The sequence below is a fragment of the Acinetobacter sp. Ac8 genome, from assembly GCF_055392545.1.
Window position 1 is genome coordinate 2,334,049 of the sequence record NZ_AP043689.1, and the last position, 25,339, is coordinate 2,359,387.

Below are 25,339 nucleotides of genomic sequence, written 5' to 3' on the forward strand. Positions count from 1 at the left end.
ATGCATCTATAGCTTGTGATCTTGAAAAGCCCATCCCTTTTTAAATATATCTTGCACTTTATCTATTTTTATGTATGATTGAGTAATCACTCAATTAATATATTTGTCTATGGCCCGTCCTCGTAGTGAAGATAAACGTAATGCAATTTTAAATGCTGCTATTGAAACATTGGCAGAACTTGGAGAGCGTGCATCTACTTCAAAAATAGCCAAAGTCGCTGGTGTAGCAGAAGGTACTTTATTTACTTATTTCAGTAATAAAGAGGAATTACTCAACCAATTATACCTTTCGCTAAAGGCCGAACTGCGTCAGGTCATAATGCTGAATTATCCGAACAACTCAGACCTACAAAGCCAAATGTTTTATATCTGGCAAAGCTATTTGGACTGGAGTTTAGATGCCCCACTCAAACGTAAAGTGATGGCACAGTTGTCGACTTCAGAACAAATTACAGAGCAGAGTAAACACATTGGTATGCAAACTTTTTGTGATTTTACTAGGACTATTCAAGAACATATTGATGACGGCAAATTAAGAGATTATCCACCTTTGTTTATCGGTTCGATTTTGGGTGCACTTGCCGAAGTCACACTCAACTTTATTGCTCAAGACCCTTCTCAAGCTGATCTTTATCGGAAGTCAGGTTTTGAAGCTTTTTGGCATGCAGTTTCAATGTAGATAAAGACTAAAGTAAGGATGTGCAGCATTCTTATTTTTTAAATTAATTAATGAGTGATTAAATACTCATTTAAATAAATCAAAATAAGCACTTATCTCAAGTTCTTATTTACAGATATAGCTTGTTCCACTCAAGGAAAATAAAATGACAATTTCAAACGCAACAGACTTGCCTTCTCCCTTCATGTCATCACAGCAGCACAATGGGAAATATAGCAATATACGGCCGAATCTGCACACACATTCTTTTGGAAAAACGCTAGGCTTAATGTGGAAATTTCTATTTAACAAACCCAAAAATACGGTGCCAAACCGAGAAATTCCTGTGTTAAGTTTATCAAAAGAACAACTCATGAGTGCCCCAGACCGTTCTCTATTTCGTCTTGGGCATTCGACCATTTTATTAAAATTGCGTAATGAATTTTGGTTAACCGATCCTGTTTTTTCTGAGCGTGCCTCGCCTTTTCAGTGGATTGGCCCAAAGCGTTTTCACCAACCACCGATTAGCATTGCGGACTTACCGCCCATTAAAGGCGTGATTTTGTCGCATAACCACTACGACCATCTTGACTACCATGCAGTAATCCAACTCAAAGACAAAGTTGAACACTTTTTAACACCACTCGGTGTTGGTGACGCACTGATTAAATGGGGCGTGCCAGCAGAAAAGGTTCAGCAACTTGACTGGTGGGAAACAACCTATGTGGATGGTCTTGAGCTGATTGCTACCCCTGCCCATCATTTTTCAGGCCGTGGTATGGGTGATAGCAACGCAACGCTTTGGGCATCGTGGGTGATTATTGATAATGATCTACGGGTGTTTTTTAGTGGCGATACTGGTTATTTCGATGGGTTTAAAGAGATTGGACATCGTTATGGTCCTTTCGATCTTACCATGCTAGAAACTGGGGCCTATGATCCAGAATGGCCAGATGTTCACATGCAACCTGAGCAAACTTTACAAGCGCATATCGATTTAAAAGGACGTCATTTGTTGCCTGTCCATAATGGGACTTTTGACTTGGCGCTTCATGCTTGGGACGATCCATTTGAACGAATTGTGGCTTTGGCTCATCAAAACGACTTAGCGATTAGTACGCCTCAAATGGGTGAAGTATTGAACTTAAACCAGCCAAATGTCGAAAATTATTGGTGGCGTTCGTAATTTTTTCAATCATTTTAAATTATTTATGTCCCTCAATTCTCATTTAAAGGTATTTAAATTCAGTGATATAGCCCTATTGTTTTCCTCTATATTTTCTTTTAATAAAACTAGGACTAACTTTGTCTTAGTTTTATTATTGACTTAAAACACAGACTGCATTAGTCTGTGTTTGTAATTGATCAATTATGAAATGAAATGGCTTATATCACTAGTAGCGTCGAGTATGCGATTCACTGTCTTCTTTTTCTTGTAAATAATGAAGATAAACCATTGAGTAGTAAGGATTTAGCTGAATTGCAAGGCGTCTCTCCTAGCTTTATGGCCAAGATATTTCCTAAACTTGAAAAGGCAAAACTTGTTTTGGCGCAAGAAGGTGTTCGTGGCGGGTATTTACTGGCCCGATCTGCTCACGAAATCAGTTTTCTTGATATTGTGAATGCAATTGAAGGTGAAAAACCGCTTTTTGAATGCCAAGAAGTACGTGGAAAATGTGCGGTCTTTAACAATGCCCCACCCGATTGGGCAACCAGTGGTGTGTGTGCAGTGCATGCAGTTATGCTACAGGCTGAAAAAGCCATGCGAGATGCTTTAGGTGCTCATACACTTGGTGATATTGCAGACCGTTTTGGCCGTTATGCACCTGATGTATTTTTTAGTGATGTAAATGGCTGGATCAATAAACGCATCGAAGGAAGAACAGCAAAAATGCGGAAAAGTAAAATATCACGGGATACGCCCGACTAATGAGCTTATAGGGCTTTCATCCCTAAGGTAAAACTTCTCTAAACGTTTTAAACGCCTTCTCAGATTTTTCGGACAGTCAGAGAAAGGATTCGCTCACCCAAAATTTTGGGATGAGCTGGAATTTACATGTCCGAAAACCTATCAAAAGGATAATCAAATGAGTAAGCGTATTATTATTGCAGGTTCTGGCTTTGCTGGCTTATGGGCTGCACTTGCCGCACAACGAGCAATTCATTTGGCTGCGCAAGAACAAAATATTGAAGTGCTGATGGTTTCCCCGAGTCCGAATGTTGATATTCGTCCTCGTCTTTATGAAGCTGTACTTGAAAATATGTATCCTGATATATTAGATATATTAAATGTCGTTGACGTTAAATATGTGGCTGGCTGGGTAAATGAAATTGATACTACTGCCCAAAATCTTGTGATTACAACGATCCACGGCGATCAACAAAGCTTAAGTTATGACCGTTTTATTTTGGCAACGGGAAGTACTGGCTATATGCCGCCTATATCTGGTCTTAAAGACTATGGATTTAGTGTCAGCACTTTAGCAGATGCTGAAAAACTAGATCAGCATCTTAAAAGTTTAGCCAATAAGCCTGTAAGTGCGGCACGTAATACCGTAGTCGTTGCTGGTGGTGGACTGACTGGGCTTGAAACAGTTGCCGAAATGCCTGAACGCCTGCGTAGCATTTTAGCTGAAACTGATATTCGTGTGGTTTTAGTCGATTCATCAGCAGAAATTGGTGCAGCATTGGGTGACGAAGCTGCAGTGGTAATTCGAGAAGCTCTTAGCGAACTCGGCGTTGAAGGTAAAGCTGGGCTACGCGTTACTGCACTTGATGCTTCTGGAGTAACACTTTCTAACGGCGAAAGAATTGAAACAGAAACTGTCATTTGGACTGCGGGCATGCGAGCGAACTCGTTGACCTCTCAAATTGTTGGTGAAAAAGATAATTTAGGTCGTATTTTAGGTGATGCTTATTTACATGCACCAGAGGCCAAAAATATTTTTGTGACGGGTGATACTGTAAAAGTTCCAACCGACAATTTAGGTAATTTTAACGTGATGTCATGTCAGCATGCCATGAGCCTAGGCCGCGTAGCGGGTTACAATGCCGCGGCAGAATTGGTTGATTTGCCATTACATGTGTATAGCCAACCAAAGTATGTGACTTGTGTCGACTTAGGCCCATGGGGAGCACTTTACACTGAAGGATGGGATCGAAAAGTTCAATTTGTGCGCCACGAGGCGAAAAAAATTAAGCAAGAAATTAATACGGTATGGATTTATCCGCCAGTTGCAGACCGTGAAGCTGTTTTTGCTATAGCAAATCCTGATTTTGTAATTGTTCCTTAAAATTAGTTTTGCTAAAGCAGATCATTTTATTTAACTCACCTAAAAGTAAAGCCATCACTGATTTTGCTTTTAGGTTTTTTTGAGTCATTAAGTTATGACTTTTCTAACTCTTCTATTATCACTAAAGCCGTTTTTTTAGCAGAAAATGTGTTTTGTCCTGTAATTAATGTATGTTGAGATCATTGTCATTAGTACATGAACTTAATTTACTATTTTTGAAAATTATCAGTTTAAATTATTAAATTTAATAAGTATGTTTCTCCTTTCCTTATAATTATGAACTAGATTTTATATAAACATAAGTTAACTAAGATATCCAAGACTGTGGCTAGACAACACTATTGTTGCCACAGCTCAGTAACGTGATGATCCAAGATTATACATCACGTTACTGAGTATCCTAATGCACATAATATAAGTAAGGACCTTACATCATTTATTAGGAGAAACTTTCAATCTTATAGATACCTTACGTACCAAAAAGAAAAATAATGGAACAAAGAAAATTGAAAGCAATGTGCCGGATATCATCCCTCCTGTTACAGCTATACCAATTTCTCTTCTACTCGCTGCACCAGCTCCTGTTGAAACTGCCAGTGGTAAAACACCAGCAACAAATGCCAATGAGGTCATGATAATGGGTCTTAATCTTTGGCCTGCACCCTCAATAACAGCTTCTATTAATGACTGACCCTCTGCTAGTTTCGCTGCTGCGAACTCTACAATAAGAATCGCATTTTTAGCTGAAAGACCAATGGTTGTCAGCATCGCGACCTGAAAATAAATGTCATTAACATATCCTGCAATACTGGCTGCAATAACAGCACCAATTAATCCAAGAGGGATAACAAGCAAAACGGAGAATGGAATTGACCAACTCTCATATAATGCAGCTAAGCATAAAAAAATAAATATGATAGATGCCAAATATAACCAAATCGTCTGACCACTCGCTAACTTTTCTTGATAAGACAAGCCACTCCATTGAAGACTAAAGCCTTGTTGTTGATCAATTAACTGTTGCATTTTATTCATTGCAGCCCCTGAACTTTCACCAGTTGCGGCAGAACCTTGAAGCTGAACAGATGAAAGACCATTAAAACGTTGCAACATCTGCGGTCCCATTTGCCAATTAACAGATGAGAAACTAGCAAATGGTGTCATCGCTCCTGTCGTTCCTCTTACATACCACTGACCAATGTCTTGTGGTAATGACCTATATGCCGTATCACCTTGTAAATAAACGCGTTTGACACGACCTCTATCAATGAAGTCATTAATATATGAACCACCCCATGCAGTTGATAAAGTACTACTAATATCAGTCTGTGCTAAACCGAATGCACTTGCCTTACGTTGATCAATATTGACTTGTAATTGAGATTTATCTTCGAGTCCATTTAATCGAACCGCGGCAAGTCCAGAATCTGCACTTGCCTCTTTTAGAACCGTACTTTGCGCAGCTAACAAAGCATTTCGCCCTTTACCCTCAGCATCTTGCATCCATAATTCAAAACCACTGGATTGACCTAATCCACGTACCGCTGATGGAGAAAGTACTTGAACCCGCGCTTGTTTCATTGAGCGAAAATGTGCATTTGCACGAGAAATAATTGCCTCGGCAGTATTATTCTCTCCCTTACGATCATCCCAATGTTTTAGACTGGCAAATGCCATACCTACATTCTGACCACTACCAGCATTATTTCGTCCCATAACCATAAAAATAACGTTCAAGTTATCTTTCTCATTCGTCATGAAATACTCTGAAATTTGGTTACCTATTTCTTGGGTTTCAGCTAAGGTCGAGCCCACAGGCGTACTAAATTGGACCATGACAGAACCCTGATCTTCTTGTGGGAGGAAGCCCGTATTCATTCGTGTGTATTGCCACCCTAATAAAGCAGTGATCACAACAAATAAAACCATAAATATTTTAGGTTTACTGATGATCTTAACGAGTAAATTACGGTATTTGGACTGACTTAGCTCTACTTTTTGATTGAACCAAGTAAAGAAACGTCTCTTTTTACGCTGATGATTGTTAGGTCTAAGTAAAGTAGCACATAAGGCTGGAGATAAAGTTAGGGCAACCACAGCAGAAAGCACCATCGCTGAGACTAATGTCACAGAAAACTGCCGATAAATCATCCCTACGGAGCCACCAAAAAAAGCCATCGGTAGAAATACAGCAGACAAGACCATTGCGATACCAACTAAGGCACCTGAAATTTCTTTCATAGAAATAAGCGTAGCTTCTTTTGGATCAAGACCTTGCTCATGCATTACACGCTCAACATTTTCTACAACAACAATGGCATCATCAACCAAGAGTCCAATCGCCAATACCATCGCGAACAATGTCAATGTGTTAATGGTATAACCCAATACACTCAGAATTCCAAAGGTACCTAACAAAACCACTGGAACAGCAATTGCAGGAATTAATGTGGCGCGCCAACTTTGCAAAAACACGAACATCACAATAATGACAAGGAAGATTGCCTCAGCTAGGGTCTTAATCACGCCTTGAACAGATGCTTCTACAAATGGAGTACTATCACGTGGATAAGCCACCTTTAAACCTGCTGGCATGGATGCTGTTAATCTTGAAACCTCTGCTTTAACACGTTCAGCTGTTTCAAGGGCATTTGCACCTGACGCTAACTGAATTGACATACCTGAAGCATATTTACCATTCAATCTCGTGGTAGTCTGATAACTTTCTGCGCCTCGTTCGACACGAGCAACATCTTTTAGCAATACTACACTGCCATTTGGCTCAGTCCGCAAAATAATATTTTCAAATTGACTTACCGTTTGTAAACGAGACAATGCAGTAACAGTTGCATTTAAAGCTTGGTTTTCTTTAGTCGGTAAAGCTCCAAGCTCACCTGCTGTGATTTGAGTATTTTGAGCTTCAATAGCAACTCTAACATCGGATGGCATCAAGCTATAACTATTTAGCTTATGCGGATCAAGCCATATTCGCATCGCATATTGCGCACCAAATACTGTGATCTCACCAACCCCATCTACCCGACTTAGGGGGTCTTGAAGTGTACTTACCATGTAATCAGATATATCAACATCTGATCTTGCACCACTTTCATCATAAAGAGCAAAAACTAACAGACTATCTCCTTGAGACTTTGTAACGGTTATGCCCTGTTGTTGAACTTCTTGTGGTAAACGACTCAATGCCTGATTTACTGCGTTCTGTACCTGAACTTGAGCTGTATCTGGATTCGTATTTTGATCAAAACTCAAACTAATACGAGCCTGACCAGCTGAACTACTTGTAGATGAAAAATAAAGTAAACCATCAATTCCCTTAATTTGTTGCTCTAATATTTGAGTAACACTATCTTCAACTGTACTGGCTGATGCACCAGGATAGTTTGCTGTTACATTTACACCGGGAGGTGCAATATCAGGATATTGCTCAACAGATAAAGTGAAAATGGAAATTGCACCCATTGCCATAATGCATATGGACAGTACCCAAGCGAATATCGGACGAGCGATAAAGAAACTAGACAGCATACGAAAATTCCTCAGCGAATGGGTGTAGGTTCAACGGCCATACCTGCACTTAATCCTTGCAGACCTTCGACAACAACTTTATCTCCAGAACGCAAACCAGATAATACTAACCATCGATTGTCTATGGCTTCGCCTAAAGTAATCGTTCTTTGTTCAATTTTATTCCCTTGTCCAATAACCCATACAAATGCCTCACTATCAGCATTTCTAATTTCAATCCCTTGGGGAATTAATAAACTTTTTGGACGTGGTCCTGTACCAAGTTGTGCCCGCACATACATTCCTGGCAATAAAGATTGATTCGGATTTGCAAATGAAGCTCTTAATGTGACACTCCCAGTTGCTTCATCTACGGTGATATCGCTAAACTTAAAAACTCCCTTTTCTTGATAGTTCGTTCCATTATTCAACTCCAAACTTACAGTTAACTCCTCAGGCTCTATTCCATCTTCTGTAAGTTGTTTCCGAAGCGCTATATATTCATCACTGGATTGAGTTAAATCTACATACATTGGATCTAAATTCTGAATAGTTACTAGAGCATCTACTTGACTAGATGTTACAAGGGCTCCACGTGTAATCGCAGATCGACCGATTCTCCCCGAAATTGGAGCTGTGATTTGAGTATAGTTAAGATTGGTTTGTGCAGTTTTTAACAATGCTTTATTAACGTTCACTGCAGCCTTTGCTTGCGCATAAGCTGCTCTCGCATCATCAAGCTCCTGACGACTAACACCATTGACACTAATTAATTGCTCATAACGTTCAGCTTGAAGGCGAGTTGAATTTACAGTTGCCTGAGCCAATTCAAAATTACCGAATGCCTCTGCAAGACTATCTCGATAAAGCGTTGAATCAATTTTATAAAGCGGCTGCCCCTTTTTAACATATGAACCCTCTTGGAAAAGCTGTGCAACAACTACACCATTTACTTGAGGTCTAACTTGTGAGACTTCAGATGCAACTGTCCGGCCAGCTAATACCTGGTCAGTTTCTATAGTTTCAGGAGTTATGGTTATCACACTCACCTGCTGTGTTGCTTTTTTTACAGGTTGGTCTGAATCACACCCATTTATAAAAGGGAGTAAAACAACGAAAAAAAATATTTTATAACAAGTAAATCTCAAATCAGGCATATCTAGAACCATAGACTTATAGATAATTTATTTACTTTACTGTAAAGTAAATAATATTGATAGGTTGAAAATTGTAATTAACCAGAATCTTGCTTTTGATCAGATGAATCATATGTTGATAACAAGGTAGGCTTCTAAACAAATGGGACGAGTTAATACTGAGCATTGAGTTAGGAATCCTTAAGCATCTATGGTTTTGCTTTAAGAATTCCAATAAATTGCTTCAAATTCTAGAAAGAAATCATCAATTAGACAGAATAATTGGGTACTATCTAACATAAGGACTGGGTTGTGAGTTTTGTGTGGTAACTCAACTGATGGCTCTATCATCTTTTTTTAGTCAATTTCTTATCCGCGATTCAGGTTAATTATGTTAAAGAAAAGTCGAGGACGTCCTTCTAAAGCTCGTCCAAATATTATTTTGGCAGCACGTGAGCAATTTCTTGAACATGGTTTAGATGTAAGTTTAGATAAAATTGCGGTAAAAGCAGGAACTACGAGACAGACACTTTATAATCACTTCCCAACAAAAACAGCTCTACTCATTGAAATTTTTGAGAACTTCAAAGCAGAAATGGAAACACCATTTGATGAGAAGAATAATTTAAATGAAATAATGATGTTAGAGCAGCTATTAATACAAATTGGCCAAACTGTTCAAAATCATTTCTACAATACCAACGTAATTCGTCTTCAAAGGTTAATCATTATAGCATTAGTAGAAATGCCAGAAATACTTGAGCAGGTTCAACAACGTACGTATGGAAGTATCAAAAAATCGATGATCAATATTCTCGAAACAGCTAACAATGCGGGAATTATCAAAATTTCAAATTCTGAAGCAGCAGCTAAAGCGTTTCTTGGCGCTGTTATGGGCTATGCGTATCCTGCAACGTTATTAGGTGGTGCAGTTCCCACTTCTGAAGAGTTACAACAGTTGAATGAAGAAGCCTGCCGAACTTTTCTAAGCGCGTGGCATTTTAAAATTGAAATGGATAGCTCGAAATAATTAGATTAAGCAAACATAAATTCAATAAAATTAATCGTGTATCTAATCATTAGATTATTCTATTCAGCCTTATAAACTCATTGATAAGGCTGAACTAAGGTCATCATCATGAATTAAACTGAACGAGTGATACCGCCATCTACACGAATATTTTGCCCTGTGATATAACCTGCGCCTTGTGAAGCAAGAAAACTGATAGTTGCAGCAATTTCTTCACTGGTACCATAGCGTTGCAACGGCACAGATTGGCGACGTTGTTCGGTTTCAGGCAAACTATCAATCCATCCTGGTAAGATATTATTCACACGAATATTTTTTGCCGCATATTGATCCGCTAAAATCTTAGTAAACGAAGCCAGTCCTGCACGAAAAATAGCTGAGGTCGGAAACAGGTCACTGGGTTCAAATGTCCACGCACTCGAAATATTGATAATCACCCCTGCATTCTGCTTTTCCATGATCGGAATGACTAAGCGAGTGGCGCGAATAATATTCATTAAATAAGTATCTAAACCTAAATGCCATTGTTCATCAGTGATTTCCAAAATAGGTGCACGTGGACCGTGTCCTGAACTATTGACTAAAACATCAATCCTCCCCCATTTTTGATATGTTTGCTCAATCAGCTTGTTGATATCAGCTGTGGATTGATTGGTACCTGTCACGCCAATGCCATCGAGTTGTTTAGCAAGCTCTTCTCCTCTACCTGAAGAAGAAAGAATACCCACATGGTAGCCATCTTGATGTAATTTTCGTGCGGCTGCTGCCCCCATACCACTTCCACCAGCCATGATTAATGCTACTTTTTCTACAGTCATTTGTGCTATCCTCTAAATGATTTATGATCGAATATATATAAATACTGCAACTAGAATAGCATTAAGCTCCGTTGATCTGATTTGACCTTTTCTCTTAATTGAATGTAGAAAAACTATAGTATGACGCTACTCAATCGCTTACCTCCTTTGAACGCATTAAAGGCCTTTGAGGCCGCTAGTCGGCATTTAAATTTTAAATTCGCTGCCGAAGAGTTACATGTCACTCAAAGTGCAATTGCGCAGCATGTCCGTCATTTAGAAGAAGAATTGGGAATAAAGTTATTTGAGAGACATTCGAAAGGCGTAAACTTAACAGCTAATGGTCGAAAATATGCCGCGAGCATTACTCAGGCTTTTAGTTTAATTTTTGAGGCAACTCAATCGTTTCACCATTCAAATCAGCAGATTACATTGAGTGTTACACCAACTTTTGCAGCGAAATGGTTAATTCCTCGATTAAATCAATTTAGACAATCTCATCCTGATATTGACTTGCAGATTTTGGCTACAGAACGAGTTTCCCATTTTCAAAATGATGCTGTTGATTTGGCAATTCGTTATGGTAAACCCCCATTTGGTACAGGTTTAAATACTGAATTACTGTTGCAAGACACCTTTATTGCGGTGGCAAGTCCTGAGTTAATCAAGTCACTTAAGCTATCAAATCAGGAATCTTTAGAGATCAGCACCTTAGACCAGTTCACCTTATTACATGATGCACATAATCTTTGGCCGCATTTTATTGAGAAATTAAAATTCAAGAATACGCAAAATCTATTTAAAAATATCCGCTTTAATCAGACTGCACTTGCGATTGATGCTGCTATTGCTGCTCAAGGAATTACTTTAACCCATCCAATATTTGTACACTCAGAGTTAGCGTCTGGAATACTGGTTAAAGTTTTTCCACAGGAGTTAGCCATGGAAACAGGATTTTATGTCGTTTATCCACGTCATACCGTTGGTGCTGAAGCCTTATCGAAAGTTCATCATTGGCTAATTACTCAATTTGATCAGCCAAAAGCGTCTGATTAAATTCATGTTGAAGATGAGGCTTAGCATTAAGCTTCAGCTGAACGTTGACAATATTTTTGACAAGAAATACTACGAAGGTATTGGTGCAAACTCTATGAATTGGGGTACACCAAGAAATGCCACATTAAGTGTCCGCTATAATTTTTAATCCATTTTAAATTAAACCCTCTATTTTATTAGAGGGTTTCTTCTATAGTCTTGCTATATTGGATATTTAAGGTCTCATTTTACGATAAAGTATAATGAAATTAAGCTATCGCACACTGCGCAATAGCCAAAGCCTCATCCAAATCCGCTTTTAAATCGTCTACATGTTCAAGTCCTGCATGTAGGCGCACCAAATATCCACGACTAGGCAAATGACTTTGAGTGCGATAAGGTGTTCCAACTGGCAAAATCAGACTTTCAAATCCACCCCATGACAAGCCGATGTGGAAAAGCTTTAAAGAATCAAAGAAAGCCTCAACAAAACACGGATTGTTTTGTTTTAAATAAAAAGAAAATAAGCCTGTAGAACCAGAGAAGCTCTGTTGCCATAGTTTATGATATGGATTCATTGCTAAAGCTGGATGATTTACCAGATCAATTGCAGGATGTTCATTTAGATAATGAGCGAGTATTACGCCATTCTCTTCATGCTGTTTTAAGCGAACGGCTAAACTACGCAACCCACGTGATGCTAGATAAATATCATCTGGACTTGTCGTTTCACCAAAAAAATGTACAACTTTATTTAATTGCTCTATGGATGCTGCATTTGCTGTTGCAGTTCCCATGAGAATGTCAGAATGCCCACCAATATATTTTGTGACAGCCTGAATTGAGACATCTGCTCCATGTTTTAAAGGTTGAAAAAACAATGGCGTTGCCCAAGAGTTATCTACTAAAACCTTGGCATTCATTCGATGGCTTATTTCTGAGATTGCGGCAATATCGCTAATTTCAAAAGTAATTGAACCTGGTGACTCTACAAAGACCACACTGGTTTTTTGATTAATTTTGTTGTTTAACTCATCTAAATTACATGAGTTAAAGTATTCAACATGGATTCCCAGTTTGGGCAACATACTGTCTGCAAAACTTCGTGTTGGCCCGTAAATATTATCAGCAATCAGAACATGATCACCTGCTGCAACAAATGCCATTAATGCATGAGTACAAGCCGATAGTCCAGATGGGAAAACCATGCATCCTGCACCACCTTCTAATGCATTAATTGCACTTTCAAAAGACTTTGCTGTAGCAGCACCAAAACGGCCATAATGTTTATAAACACCACCATTTTGCTTATGATCTTCCCATTCTTTAAAACTATCGACGACGATAGTTGAGCCTCGATAAACAGGTGTGTTCACCAAACCATCAAAACGCTGAGGGGTTCTTCCCAAATTTATGACTTGTGTACAAAAGTGATTCATAGCAGCACCAGCATGATTTCTAACAAATATTTCTACAACTTATGATAGATAAAATGCATAGAATTTTTATTTTAAATAAATCACTATTTTTTTAAAAATATAGAATATAAATCCGAATTTTAATATTTAATGGGAATTTTATTCCCATAATGACATGATAAGGTAAATATTCATAATGTGGCTGATTGATATGTTCAATGCGTTATTGAGTAGTTTTTTAAAGTCATTTACTTAGAAAATATGCCTAGCAAATTTACTTTGTTAAATGTTGATTTAATTTTTTATTGTCATAAAAGGAGATAGTACGATTCTTTCTTAGTAAAATGCGGAACAAATCAACCCTAAAATAAATACATCTTATTGAGACCTAGCTTTGATTTTTATGAAAAAACATCAATGATCAAAGAAAATTTAAAGGTAATTCAGTCGTATATTTAATTTGTTCCATGGCAAAACTGGAGCTCACGTCAGTAAGGCCAGAAATTTGAATTATTTTTTTATACACTTTGTCATACTCAAGCACATCGGGTACAGCGACTTTTAACAAATAATCAGTCTCTCCAGCCATCCGATACACTTCTATAACTTCATCGATTGTGTGGATATGATTGTGAAATTTTTCAATCCATTCTGCATTATGTTGTGCTGTTTTAATAAAAACTATGACAATCACATTGATATTTAGTTTTTTACGATCTAATAAAGCAACTTTGGCGCGAATGATGCCTTCTTCTTCCATTTTATGAATGCGTCGCCAACATGCTGTATTACTTAATCCAATACGATCTGCGATATCGCCAATCGCCCAAGTACAATCTTTTTGTAATAGTTCCAAAATCCCACGATCGTATTTATCTAGCTGTAATTTCATGCAGTTCACTTTATATAAGAAATTAAAAAAATGAGTCACTGATTTATCTATTATTGGAATGATATTCTATTTTTGACAAGATAAATAGATTTTTAATTCTTAATGCTGATTACTTGAAACTCTCATTCAAATAAAGATTAGTTCAGATAAGTTATGGCTATATTCACTGTTTTTTAACGCATTGCAAATAAGAATACTGCGTTATAGCGATTGGAAAAGTTCTTGTAGTGTTTGGATAAACCATGTTCTGGCTTCTATGTCATCTCGATGGTTATACCAATTGGCACTCACATTAAACGGTTTAACTGAAAACGGTAATTCAAAAATATTGACATCACCATTACGCGCATATACTTTTGCTGCCCGTGATGGCAAAGTCACTAATAATTCAGAACTGGTCACAACATCTTGTAAAACACTAAAATGAGGAAGCTCAAGCATGATTTTTCTTTTTAAGCCTAGTTCTTTCAGTCTTTGATCAATTTCAATGTGACCCGTTGAAGATTTAATAGCCGCATGATTTTCTTGAAAATATTGTTCTAAACTCAGTGTATCCCTTATACGTGGGTGGTACTTATGCGCAATGCACATATAGCGTTCTTCAAATAAATTTCGTGATTCAATTTTAGGCATAACGGTATAACTACTATTGAATACAGCAACATCTAAAAAACCTTCAGTCAGCCATTCTTCTACTTTATGCGATTGAATTTCTTCGATTTCCACCTTAATAAATGGTGCTTCTTTAGAAAGGTATTGAATTAACGAAGGTAACAGACATATTTCACCTAAATCAGATAAGCCTAAACGAAATATCCGAGTTGAGGTTTTTGGGTCAAAGTATTTAGACGCTGTAATTGCCATTTCAATATCGGTAATTGCTTGCCTAAAGCTTGGGTATAAACTTTGTGCCAACTTGGTCGGTTTGACTCCAAATTTGTCTCGTTCAAATAAAGGGTCATTTAAAAATTTACGTAGGCGATTTAGATTATAGGTGACAGAAGGTTGACTTAAATTGAGGCGTTCGGCCGCGTGACTAATATTTTTAGTTTCAAAAACGATAATAAAAACTTTAATAAGACTTAGATCAATCAATTGTAATATCTCTATTAAATGAGGGGTAAGCATCCGCTGAACCCCATGCCTATTTTTTAATTTGAGTTGGATTTCCAGCGATGTGGTAGTAATTCTTCTATTTGGGTCGCTTTATGCGTCGGCAGCCTTTTCAGCACATCACTGAGATAGGCATACGGATCCAACCCATTCAGCTTTGCTGACTGGATTAAAGTCATGATATTTGCCGCTCGCTGTCCACTGCGCAGCGAACCTGCAAATAGCCAATTCTTACGTCCCAACGCCCAAGGTCGCATCTGGTTTTCCACCCAATTATTATCTATAGGTAGATTGCCATCATCCAGATAGCGGCTTAAAGCTGGCCAACGCTTCAGAGTGTAATTGATGGCCTTGGCGGTGGGAGAACTCGATGGCACTGTCAGATGATGTTGGTTGAGCCATTCATATAGTTGTTGCATCACTGGTTGACTATGCAGTTGTCGGTATTCGCGGCGGTCTTCCGCTGTACCATCGGTCTTTTTCCTGAGTTCTGCTTCTATCGCATACAGTTTCTGAATCATCAGTAATGCCTGTTCAGCGATCTGACTTTTCCCAGTCACATGTAGCTCATGGAATTTACGACGTGCATGCGCCATGCAGCCCACCTCAATGACATCGCCTGATTTAAAGCGTGCTTTATAACCACTGTAATCATCACAGACCAGATGGCCCTGCCAGCCATTCAGGAACTCTTCTGCATGCTGACCTGAACGGCTATCCTGAAAGTCATAGATCACCGCTTGAACTGGATTGTACTGTGTAGTGGCATAGGCCCAGACATAACCTTTCTTCGGTTTTTTCTCATCATCACCCATCCGCATGATGGTGACTGGTGTTTCATCGGCATGGATCACCCGCTGTTGCAGCACCACCTGTTTTAAGGCATTCGCCAGAGGTTCCAGTTCCACACCGCAGCGACCAATCCAGTCAGATAAAGTAGATCTGGACAGATCAATGCCCGCCCGCTGATAGATCAGGCGCTGACGGTACAGCGGCAAATGATCGGCATACTTCGATACCAGCACATGGCTGAGCAGTTCAGGTGAAGCAATGCCTTTATCAATCACATAGGCGGGCATCGCTTGCTGAGTCAGGGTGTCACACTGATCACAGACCCATTTGCCACGCACATGCTGTTCCTTATAGAACTGTGCCGGTCTGAAATGCAGTTTTTCACTGATATCTTCGCCGATACGACGTAACTGGCAGCCACAACTGCATTGGGTTGATGCAGGTTCATGCTCAATACGGATGGTGTGTAGATGATCGGGTAGCAGTCGACGTTTAGGTTTATTGGTTTTGGCTTTCTGTGTCGCTGCATCGGTTTTATCTGCATTCAGCCGCTCCAGTTCCAAATCAACTGCTGCGATATCCTCTTCAACCGCTTCGTCCCACAGATGGATTTGTTTTGCGGTGAGATGTTCGTTTTTACTGCCAAATTTGTGCTGTTTAAATAGTGCGAGCTCATGCTCGTATTTTTGATTGAGAATAGAAAGATGTTGAACTTTAGAATCTAATTGCTGATTGGTGACTTCAAGATGTTGAACTCTGGCATCTAATTGCTGGTTTGATTGTGCTAGAGACTGATGCTGCAGCGCCAACTGTCTGGTGAATTCCAGCAGTTGTTCATGGGTCAGTTGGCTTAAGTCAGGCAGCGTATTCATGACCGCAGTATGCCTGAGGTCATGAAGATAATGAAATAGAACGTTTGGAGGATGGCAGAATGGTCGAGCTTGGTTTAGAGCATATTCACCACTTGCTGCAATCCAATTCTCTGCCAGGGCAAACCTTGGATTAATGCCTGTAACTGTTCCGGGCTGAGGGCCACGGTTTCACCTTGGTGAACTTGAGCCCAGTGAAATTTACCCTGTTCCAAACGCCGGGCACACAGCCAGATGCCCAGTCCATCATGTACCAGCACTTTCATGCGATGGCCACGTTTATTACAGAACAGGTAAGCACAATGCGGTTTGATGTAGCCAAAGGCTCTCACCACCTGAGCCATGGCCGTATCCATACCTGCACGCATGTCCATGGGCTGAGTAGACAACCAGATTTCATCAATGCGGATCATGTTGCAAGTGCCTTGAGTAATTCTGCCAAGGCAGGTATTTCTGATGTCTGCCATTTCAAGCCAATTTCTGCTTTTGAGTGGGGTAAAGTAATTTGAACCGTTAACATGTCAGTAGGAGTAGGATCTAATGGTGCAGAGCAAGATAAGGCAATAAATGCAGGTTTATTCGGTAGTGGTGAGCGATCATTCCCTGGCTTACCATCAATTAAGCGAATCCATTTGGATACAAGATTTGTATTCAATCCATGTTGCAAAGCGACCGAAGCAATTGAAACGTCCGGTGCTTTACAAGCCTGAACGATCTGCTGTTTAAATTCAGCACTGTATGTTCTTCGTTTTTTCGCAAGAGATGCGATGGATGTCTGGTGATTTGTAGTCATAAATTTTAGTCCCCACTTGTTTTTAAGTGGGGACTAAATTAAGGCTTATAGGATGAATTCATAAGGTGTGTTCAGCGGACGCTTACAATGAGGGAGGTAGACCTCCCTACTCTACTTTTAGATTTGTACCGTTTTCACCGCCAATTTTGTTTTTTTCAAGCGTAAGTGAATCATTGAAACACTCATTACTGCAATAATACAGGGGATTGATAATGCAATAAAATTATAATTAATTGGCAAACTTAAGCTTAATAGCCAACCACATAAGATTGGCCCTAAAATTGCGCCTAAGCGCCCCACACCTAAAGCCATTCCTAAGCCTGTTGCACGAATATTGGACGAATAAAATTGGGACATATACGCCAATAATAAGATTTGCCCACCAATTGATGCAGCACCTGCAACAGCAATACAAAAATAAAGAATGATCGTCGGTAAATTATAACTCAGTAAAATTAATGCGATCGCACCACTTAAAAACAGTGAGCATAATACCTTTGCAAGATTAAAACGATCCGCTAAGTAGCCACCACAAATTGCGCCAAGCATTCCCCCAATATTTAAAGCCAATAGAAAAACCAAACTGGTCGATAAATCATAGCCTGCTTCTACCATTAATTTAGGTAACCAATTGCCTAAAGCATAGACCAGTACAAGCGCCATAAATACGCTGCCCCAGAATAAGAGTGTTACCATCCCACGATTTTCTGCAAATAAATCCTTGATCGGGGTTTTAGAGCTAGATTGATTGTCTTGATGAAGACCAATTTGAGTCTGAGACGTATAGGTAATATTGCCGTCAATTTGTTTAAGGATCTCAATGGCTTGGTCGGTTTTATCACGGCGTACCAAATAATCAATCGATTCGGGTAACAGCTTCCAGATTATGGGAATGAGTAAAAGTGGTGTACCTCCTAGAATAAACATAATTTTCCAACCAAATTGCGGGACTAGCCACATTCCTAATAAAGCTGAACACATCCCACCGACTGCATAGCCACTAAACATTAAGGAAACCAAGGTTGAGCGTAGTTTTTTAGGTGCATATTCAGTCATCAAGGCGATTACATTTGGCATGACCCCGCCTAAACCCAAACCCGCCAAAAACCGAAAGATTCCAAAACTTTGTGGATTATTGGCATAGCCACAAAGTAAAGTAAAACCACTGAATAAACAGATACATAAAATAATTAATTTTTTGCGGCTAAATCCATAGCTTTCTAATTTATCACTCAGGCTACCGAAAATAATCGCACCAAACATCATCCCAAATAAGGCGACACTGCCCAGAAATCCAGCCGTAATGCTGTCAATTTTCCATTCTGCCATCAACTTGGGTAAAGCAACACCGTAAATCACTAGATCATAACCATCAAAGATAATAATCAATGCACTGAGTAGAATCACCCGCCAATGAATGGCTTTTAATTTAGCATGATCAATAATTTCATTTGCATTTATGATTTGCATAATAGACCTCCCTGGTCATATTGTCCTGTTTGTAATCTTTGTTGTTTAAGTCGTCATTTCAGTGTGCTGTAGTTGTTTTGCTAATGCTGCTTTAGCTGTCTGAATATCATCTTCAAGCGAATGCTGCCACAACCAGTCAAAACGCTGTGCCAAATGTTGGCCTATTGATTCAAAATCAGGATATTTCGATGAATATAGCTCATAGATTTCACCTGATTCACGCGAGGTATTTTGAACTTTTACGGCACGCGCTAATCGAACTTGCTCATAGATTTCTGATACAGCTTTGATAGATTCAGATGTCAGCTCAGGGTTTTCTAATAATTTAGCTAAAATCAAAGCATCCTCTAAACCTTGTCCGGCACCAGCACCTTGATGCGGTAACATGGCATGAGCAGCATCGCCAATCAAAATCACATTATTGCTTTTGTTTTTATAGCTTTCTAAAGGTTGAATTTCATGTAATGCCCAAATTGTTGGTGAGTCGATCAGATCCAATAATGCCTTACAACTCTCGCTCCAGTCTGCAAAATCAGCCAGCATGGCTTGTTTTGAAACAGGTGATGTCCATGGTGTATTCTCTGCTAATACAGTTTGAGTGCGATCTGACTTAAATGCGACAATGTTAATTTCTTCACCCTGACGGATTGGGAAAGTTAAGATATGTTTATCTTTCCCTAAAAGCATTTGTGGTACATCGGCAATTTCTGCGTCATTTCCCAGTTTTGCAATCGCTTGTTTAAAATCTTGAAATTTAATAATTCCACGATATGCCCACGTCCCTGAAAACTGAGGTTCAACACGCGCTAATTGATTAGAGTCAAGCACATGGTTTCGAACAACTGAACGAATTCCATCACAACCAATCACATAATCAAATGTAATATGATGACCATCTATAAAGTGAATTGTCGCTTGTTCTTCATCTGCCTCAATTTCTTGTACGCGTTTATTAAAATGTACATTTGTTAAAGGCACCAACGGAATTAAACGATCGAGAAAATCTGCACGATGTACCGAAGACTGCCCGACTTGTGGTGCAATCGATGCAGATAGATACTCATCGGTATAACCATTACGCCATTGAAACCAAATATCGGTGTATGGTGCCTTTACCTGATCTGCGATAGATTCATACTCTTGGCTTAGACCTAATAATTGAATGGCTTTAACTGCATTGGCACCAAACGAAATCCCTGCACCAATTTCAGAAAACTGTGATGCAGACTCAAAGAGATGTACATCTAAATGTTTATTTTTGATCAATTGAGTGGTGAGTGCTAATCCTGCAATACCGCCACCAATCACAGCAACTCTAATTTTTTTGTCCATTTTTAGCATTCCTTAATAAGTTGCTTAGAATTCTATGATTGGTTATTTTTTAGAATAAATCCAATTTATATTTTTAGGTTTATACTATCTAAATTTTTGATATTAATTTAAATAAATTTCTTTCATAAATCAAAAAATGATCATGTTGAATGAATCATAATGGTATTGAAAGTTCCTTCTCCCCATGGGAAAAGGCTAGGATGAGGGGAATTTTATGTTGATTTATAGTTTTAAAAAAAGGACTTTTTGAAAAATTCTAAGGTATTGATATAACTAAATTATTGTTCTGTTTCTTGAAGAGTGTTTTAAATATCACGCTTAGTTTCATAAATTTATTTGAGACTTAAATAAAATATTTAAGAACCTTGTCTATACAACACGATTTTTCTTATTGAAATCACTTTTTAGGTTTAGACTTTTCAGAGGTTACATTGATATACGTGTAACCACGCTGCTCTTCAAATTTTTCATACTTTTCGGCAACTGTTGGATCAGATAAATCCTCACCAATTTGAACATCACCATGAATTCCATTTAAGCCATGAATTGCTGAAATGTGATTGCTCCAAGAAGTACGGTCTGCGGTAGTCGTCTTATATTGGAGTAAATAATTGTCTAGAATTCCTTTACCTGGTTTATCAATCTCATTACTCAATGCTAAGAGATAATCTGTTTTATTTGTTCTATCCCATTCTATTGAGAATCCTGCACGATAACAAAGTTCAATATGAACTAGCAGCATAGTACGACCATTTCCATCTAAAAAAGGATGACCATATGCAAATAATCCCATGATCTCGCCAAACTTGTGATTCATCATTTTAGGATCATTGGCTAGACCTAAGCCTTGTTCTATAGCCAGCTGTGCTGACATAGGATGTGCAAATAATGTATCTGCTTTTTTTATCGCGCAATTTGGTGAAGTGATTGATCTATCTTGGCCAGCCCAAGGATAATAATCTGAAAACAAAATATGATGAACTTTTAGGAAGTCCGCATAAGTTATTCGTGGACATGATGCTAAAAAATCTAAGGCTGTATCAATATTCGCTTCAAAATAAGCATGTTCAAAACGCTTAACGATTTCTAAATTTTTATCTTTTCTGAAATTGCGTAAATAACCGTTTTTCTCAAAATCATTAAAGGGATCAAACATGTTGAGTTTCATCAAAATAACGGCCAAGCAAAATCAACATTTGTGAACCATCGATCACATTTGCTCGACGTAAAGCAATTACTAATTTTTCAGTTTCGTCTGGTTTAACATCATCATCAGCTAAACGAGTAATCGTTTGAGCCAATAGACTACTTCCAGTGTTTATATAGCTTATATGGTTTTGACGTGCAAGTTTCGCTATATATCTTTTCAACCCTTTATGTGGAATTTCATTCACATTCAGCATCACAAAGTTCCTTAATAAAACTGCCTCTCTATTATAACATGGGTAACTTCTACGCTAATAAAAAATGAGATGCTATTGACGGTTCGTTAATTAAATTATCTAACCGTCAAATATTAACTTAGCTTACATCTCAATTTAAATTGCCAATAAGCTCAACAAGTTACTTTAAAAACCCACAGTCCACGAGAGTTGTGCTGTACGTGGTGCGCCAAGAAATAAATAGTCATCGCCTAAGAAACTCCCCGCATCGCGCCAGTATTTTTTATTAAACACGTTATCAACATTAAATCGCAGCGTATTGTCATAACCATAAGCACGGAAGTTATAAGCTGTACCTACATCAAACACGCTATAGCCTGATACTTTTACTGTACCTGTTTTATTGGCATATTTACTGCTGCTGTACTGCATGCCAGCCAATAAACGTAAACCATCTACTTGTGGTAATCGATACGACAGATGATTAGCAAAACGGACACTCGGTACATTCTGAGTTTGATGACCTTGATAATCTGCCACTTGTATTTCTTTTAAACGTGAACGAATTAAAGCTAAAGAAGAAGTCATATCTAGATTTTGCCCGAAGCGCCCTTGTAAGCCCAATTCCAAACCAAGGTTATGTTGCTTACCATCCGTGACAAAGTAATTGTCTGCGTTGGTGTATTGGTTGTCTTGGGTTAAATCGAACAATGCCGCGGTAAACAGTAATGTTTGCCATTGCTGCTTAAGACCCAACTCATACTGAGTTGAATTTATCGGTGCTAAAGTTTTAAAAGCATTACCTTCAGTACCTTGATCAGGAATACCAGTAGCAAACCAAGGGGCTTGTCCGCCATCACTTAAGCCTTTGGCATAAGAAGCATAGAGGTGGGTATGTTCCCAAGGTTGATACATCAACGCAAACTGCGGCAAAAAACGATTAAAATTGGTCTCTCGGATGTTGTTTGCATCCACATCATAGGCATTTTCATTTAAATGCATCAGTTTACCGCCCAACAAAACTGACCATTCAGTGTTGAAGTCAATCTGGTCCAGTAAGTTCAGTGCAGTTTGTTGACTGTCTAATGATTTATAATGTGTACCTAAAGTTTTATCAGTAGGCGCATACGTTATAGGATCATTATAAATATTTCCTGTACCGACCCATTCATTGATCGCGTTATATTGTGTATGCCGTTTGCCTGTATGCGAGAGCTCTAAACTGAGCTTATGCTGCCAAGCCCCTGTGCTAAACTTGCCGTTTAATCCTGCTTTAAATTGATTGGTTAAGAAGCTGTCGTCTGGATTACGGAAATCATAAATATCATAGTTACCATTTTGGTCAAAGGTATTACCTAAACCTGTCGTTTGGCAAGTACTGCTATAACAACCCCACGGAAATGCTGAATAATCATCAATCACGACACGGCTTTGTGCAGCAGACAAATTTGTGGTCCAGTTGTCATTCACTTGGTAAATATATTTTAAGCTGGCATTTAGACTTTCATTGGTCACTGGTTTACTCCAGCTTTGATAACCAAGTAAACGATCCCAATTGACCCCAGTCGGTACAGTTGTACCATCCAGTAATTGATAACCTGCGACTGAGCGCTGACGTTGACGCTGCGACTCAATATCAAATTCTAATTTTGAGCGATCTGAAATCTTCCAATCTAAAGCCAAAGCGCCAAACAAACGCTGCCCATCTGCATGCTCAACATAAGGATGAATTTCTTCTTTGGCCAGATTCAGTCGATAACCAAACTGCTGCTCTTCTCCCAACCAGCCACCCAAGTCAGTTGCAACACGATTGCCACCATGACTATCTACTTCAACGGTAATAGCACGAATGTCTTCTGGACGTTTAGTGACATAATTGATGACACCACCCGGTGTTGACATCCCACTTTGAATCGCACTCATACCCTTTAGAATTTCAACTTGTGCTTTGTTCTCAAGCGCTACATTTTGCTCGCCACGCAACAAATGACCATTGAGCAAATAACTTGACCCTAAATTTAGGTTAAAGCCACGCATAATAAAGTTTGGATAATAACCAATGGGCGCATAACCATCACCGATTGCTGCATCATTTTTAACAACATCCGTCAGGGTTTTTGCATGTTGGTCAGCGATACGTTCCGCGGTGACTGTACTGATAGATGCAGGGATCTCAGCAAGATTTTGCTGAGTAAATCCTGATAAATTTACCTTGGGTTGATAATAAACAGTTGGTGTTGTTTCTTCTGTTTGAACGCTTACTTTAATTGTTTTAAGTTGCTGTGTATCTTTTTCAGTATCAGCATGTGCCAATGCTGAACTTAGCCCTAGACATGAAAATGAACCAACCGCCAGTAGTGCTTTTTGTAAACGAGAAAATGGATACGTTTTCACAGTAATTGTCTAACCCCAAAAGATAATCTTACAGCCTAAATTTGTGCGCATGAGTATTCACAATTTTCTTCGATTGAACAAGCATTTCTATACGATATTTAATATTTAAAAAAATATTTTGATATAACATTAGATAAAAAATTAGGGAGAAATTTATCCTCAAATCGTCCGAATTGCGCTTATAACATACCGGATTAATATTTTATTTTTATATAGATTTAACTATAAATAATACCAGAGTCGTCAGTGAAGTGTGTATGATCATTCAATTGCCATAAACTTCACTTGTTTTCAACATTTTCATTATCAGACTTATAAATTAGATATCAAATTTTCACAGGTTTCAATGAACCATTGGTGTGCAATAGGATCTTCATGATGCTGAAACCAATGCATTCCTACATGAAATCCTGGAATTTCGAAAGGAGGGATAAAAATATAAAAATTTAGATCATTTAAGTATTCCTGAGCAGCTCGCATCGGCAAAGTCGCAATCAGATTACTTGTATTCAGTATGCCTCTTAAAATACAAAAATGCGGTACAACTAATTTAATTTTTCTTTTATGGCCGAGTTGTTTTAAAGTTTGATCAACCAATGTATGACCTGTGCTTGATTTAATCGCAATATGAGAGGCATTTAAATAGTCATCCAAACTTAATGGCTTTTCAATATTGTAATAATTCTTGTTAACTAGACAAACATACTTTTCATAAAGCAATGACTTATAACTTAATTTTGGATAATCTATGTTTGAACTATTAAATATTGCAACATCGACTATATTTTCGACTAGCCAATTTTCAACCAATTCACTTTTCACCTCTTTGACTTCTAATATAATATTAGGTGCATGGTCTCTTAAGTAATTTGTTAATGTCGGCAATATAGTCATTTCACCTATATCAGATAAACATATACGAAATACATTTTCAGCTGTGTAAGGATTAAATTGCTTGATTTCTGAAATAGCATACTCAATATTAAACAATGATGTTTTAAATACAGGATATAATTTATCTGCGGTAGTTGTAGGTTTTACACCATATTGTGCACGCTCAAACAATTGATTATTTAACTGTTTTCTAAGTAAATTTAAATTATAAGTCACTGATGGCTGACTTAAATTTAAGACTTCTGCCGCTTTACTTATATTACATTTTTCATAAATAACAATGAAAAGTCGAATTAAGCTTAAATCCATTTAAAGCTCCACGTAACTGATATATGAACATCTTTTTTAAAGTATTTTATTTTATGATTTTTATCAAGAACTATCTTTAATAGATTTTTTAAAATTTAATTTCCTTAGAGCAACTGAAGTTTATCCTAAATTTAAAATATATTTATTACTTATGATTTTTCTGTAAGAATTATTCAAGTAATATTTTTTCTTAAAATAATATTTATT

21 protein-coding genes and 2 pseudogenes are annotated in these 25,339 nt (G+C 38.2%); 6 read left to right on the forward strand and 17 right to left on the reverse strand.

Annotation, left to right across the window (positions count from 1 at the left end; genetic code table 11):
* Positions 1 to 109 precede the first annotated feature (109 nt).
* The 4 genes from ACZ5QH_RS10985 to ACZ5QH_RS11000 all read left to right on the forward strand — a co-directional run bounded on the left by ACZ5QH_RS10985 (position 110) and on the right by ACZ5QH_RS11000 (position 3,951).
* Complete coding sequence (locus ACZ5QH_RS10985; protein ID WP_034613038.1) at positions 110 to 679, forward strand: TetR/AcrR family transcriptional regulator; 570 nt, start codon at positions 110 to 112, stop codon at positions 677 to 679.
* Positions 680 to 824: 145 nt separating this feature from the next.
* The gene (locus ACZ5QH_RS10990) at positions 825 to 1,844 is read left to right on the forward strand and encodes an MBL fold metallo-hydrolase (RefSeq protein ID WP_303576095.1); all 1,020 of its coding nucleotides are present in this window, start codon (positions 825 to 827) and stop codon (positions 1,842 to 1,844) included.
* Positions 1,845 to 2,039: 195 nt separating this feature from the next.
* Positions 2,040 to 2,588 carry an RrF2 family transcriptional regulator gene (locus ACZ5QH_RS10995; RefSeq protein WP_303576094.1) on the forward strand — a complete coding sequence of 183 codons (549 nt, stop codon included), beginning with the start codon at positions 2,040 to 2,042 and terminating at the stop codon, positions 2,586 to 2,588.
* A gap of 157 nt (positions 2,589 to 2,745) precedes the next feature.
* On the forward strand, positions 2,746 to 3,951 hold the full coding sequence (locus tag ACZ5QH_RS11000; protein ID WP_151957738.1) for an NAD(P)/FAD-dependent oxidoreductase: 1,206 nt from the start codon (positions 2,746 to 2,748) through the stop codon (positions 3,949 to 3,951).
* A gap of 92 nt (positions 3,952 to 4,043) precedes the next feature.
* Here the strand turns inward: ACZ5QH_RS11000 and ACZ5QH_RS11005 are convergent.
* The 4 genes and pseudogenes from ACZ5QH_RS11005 to ACZ5QH_RS11020 form a co-directional block, all read right to left on the reverse strand.
* Positions 4,044 to 4,118, reverse strand: a pseudogene (locus ACZ5QH_RS11005) (type 1 glutamine amidotransferase domain-containing protein); the annotation flags it as partial.
* A 265-nt stretch (positions 4,119 to 4,383) separates the two neighbouring features.
* Positions 4,384 to 7,497 carry a multidrug efflux RND transporter permease subunit AdeE gene (gene adeE, locus ACZ5QH_RS11010; RefSeq protein WP_464016799.1) on the reverse strand — a complete coding sequence of 1,038 codons (3,114 nt, stop codon included), beginning with the start codon at positions 7,495 to 7,497 and terminating at the stop codon, positions 4,384 to 4,386.
* Positions 7,498 to 7,508: 11 nt separating this feature from the next.
* Entirely contained in the window at positions 7,509 to 8,633 is a 1,125-nt protein-coding gene (locus ACZ5QH_RS11015; protein WP_303576092.1) for an efflux RND transporter periplasmic adaptor subunit, read from the reverse strand.
* A 97-nt stretch (positions 8,634 to 8,730) separates the two neighbouring features.
* A pseudogene (locus tag ACZ5QH_RS11020) lies at positions 8,731 to 8,912 on the reverse strand (IS982 family transposase); the annotation flags it as partial.
* Between the two features lie 91 nt (positions 8,913 to 9,003).
* On the opposite strand from ACZ5QH_RS11020, the gene ACZ5QH_RS11025 reads away from it, so the two are divergent.
* Positions 9,004 to 9,642: a TetR/AcrR family transcriptional regulator gene (locus ACZ5QH_RS11025; protein ID WP_303576091.1), complete on the forward strand. Its 639-nt coding sequence runs from the start codon at positions 9,004 to 9,006 to the stop codon at positions 9,640 to 9,642.
* A gap of 113 nt (positions 9,643 to 9,755) precedes the next feature.
* Here the strand turns inward: ACZ5QH_RS11025 and ACZ5QH_RS11030 are convergent, their stop codons facing one another.
* A complete protein-coding gene (locus tag ACZ5QH_RS11030; RefSeq protein ID WP_004720455.1) occupies positions 9,756 to 10,460 on the reverse strand; it encodes an SDR family oxidoreductase in 705 nt (234 codons plus the stop codon).
* Between the two features lie 120 nt (positions 10,461 to 10,580).
* Here ACZ5QH_RS11030 and ACZ5QH_RS11035 point away from each other — a divergent pair, with 120 nt between their 5' ends.
* Positions 10,581 to 11,495, forward strand: a complete 915-nt coding sequence (locus ACZ5QH_RS11035) for a LysR substrate-binding domain-containing protein (protein ID WP_303576090.1) — start codon at positions 10,581 to 10,583, stop codon at positions 11,493 to 11,495.
* 248 nt (positions 11,496 to 11,743) lie between these two features.
* Here the strand turns inward: ACZ5QH_RS11035 and metC are convergent, their stop codons facing one another.
* The 12 genes from metC to ACZ5QH_RS11095 all read right to left on the reverse strand — a co-directional run bounded on the left by metC (position 11,744) and on the right by ACZ5QH_RS11095 (position 25,132).
* A complete protein-coding gene (gene metC, locus ACZ5QH_RS11040; protein WP_303576089.1) occupies positions 11,744 to 12,913 on the reverse strand; it encodes a cystathionine beta-lyase in 1,170 nt (389 codons plus the stop codon).
* A 400-nt stretch (positions 12,914 to 13,313) separates the two neighbouring features.
* On the reverse strand, positions 13,314 to 13,784 hold the full coding sequence (locus ACZ5QH_RS11045; protein ID WP_303576088.1) for an Lrp/AsnC family transcriptional regulator: 471 nt from the start codon (positions 13,782 to 13,784) through the stop codon (positions 13,314 to 13,316).
* A gap of 201 nt (positions 13,785 to 13,985) precedes the next feature.
* Positions 13,986 to 14,912, reverse strand: a complete 927-nt coding sequence (locus ACZ5QH_RS11050) for a LysR family transcriptional regulator (RefSeq protein ID WP_464016800.1) — start codon at positions 14,910 to 14,912, stop codon at positions 13,986 to 13,988.
* 23 nt (positions 14,913 to 14,935) lie between these two features.
* The gene (gene tnpC / locus ACZ5QH_RS11055; protein ID WP_068532879.1) at positions 14,936 to 16,561 is read right to left on the reverse strand and encodes an IS66 family transposase; all 1,626 of its coding nucleotides are present in this window, start codon (positions 16,559 to 16,561) and stop codon (positions 14,936 to 14,938) included.
* 74 nt (positions 16,562 to 16,635) lie between these two features.
* Positions 16,636 to 16,971: an IS66 family insertion sequence element accessory protein TnpB gene (gene tnpB / locus ACZ5QH_RS11060; protein ID WP_068523813.1), complete on the reverse strand. Its 336-nt coding sequence runs from the start codon at positions 16,969 to 16,971 to the stop codon at positions 16,636 to 16,638.
* A complete protein-coding gene (gene tnpA, locus ACZ5QH_RS11065; RefSeq protein ID WP_034589178.1) occupies positions 16,968 to 17,351 on the reverse strand; it encodes an IS66-like element accessory protein TnpA in 384 nt (127 codons plus the stop codon). The genes tnpB and tnpA overlap by 4 nt, the downstream gene beginning before the upstream one ends.
* 117 nt (positions 17,352 to 17,468) lie before the next feature.
* Positions 17,469 to 18,821 (reverse strand): MFS transporter, encoded by a 1,353-nt coding sequence (locus ACZ5QH_RS11070; protein ID WP_303576087.1) that lies wholly within the window; start codon positions 18,819 to 18,821, stop codon positions 17,469 to 17,471.
* Between the two features lie 45 nt (positions 18,822 to 18,866).
* Entirely contained in the window at positions 18,867 to 20,153 is a 1,287-nt protein-coding gene (salA, locus tag ACZ5QH_RS11075) for a salicylate 1-monooxygenase (protein ID WP_303576086.1), read from the reverse strand.
* 397 nt (positions 20,154 to 20,550) lie between these two features.
* Positions 20,551 to 21,309, reverse strand: coding sequence for a Fic family protein (locus ACZ5QH_RS11080; protein ID WP_303576085.1), 759 nt, complete (start codon positions 21,307 to 21,309; stop codon positions 20,551 to 20,553).
* Positions 21,302 to 21,556, reverse strand: coding sequence for a hypothetical protein (locus ACZ5QH_RS11085; RefSeq protein WP_004720401.1), 255 nt, complete (start codon positions 21,554 to 21,556; stop codon positions 21,302 to 21,304). Before ACZ5QH_RS11085 ends, ACZ5QH_RS11080 begins: the two co-directional genes overlap by 8 nt.
* Before the next feature lie 165 nt (positions 21,557 to 21,721).
* The gene (locus ACZ5QH_RS11090) at positions 21,722 to 23,929 is read right to left on the reverse strand and encodes a TonB-dependent siderophore receptor (RefSeq protein WP_303576084.1); all 2,208 of its coding nucleotides are present in this window, start codon (positions 23,927 to 23,929) and stop codon (positions 21,722 to 21,724) included.
* 312 nt (positions 23,930 to 24,241) lie between these two features.
* On the reverse strand, positions 24,242 to 25,132 hold the full coding sequence (locus ACZ5QH_RS11095; protein ID WP_303576083.1) for a LysR family transcriptional regulator: 891 nt from the start codon (positions 25,130 to 25,132) through the stop codon (positions 24,242 to 24,244).
* Between the last annotated feature and the right edge of the window lie 207 nt (positions 25,133 to 25,339).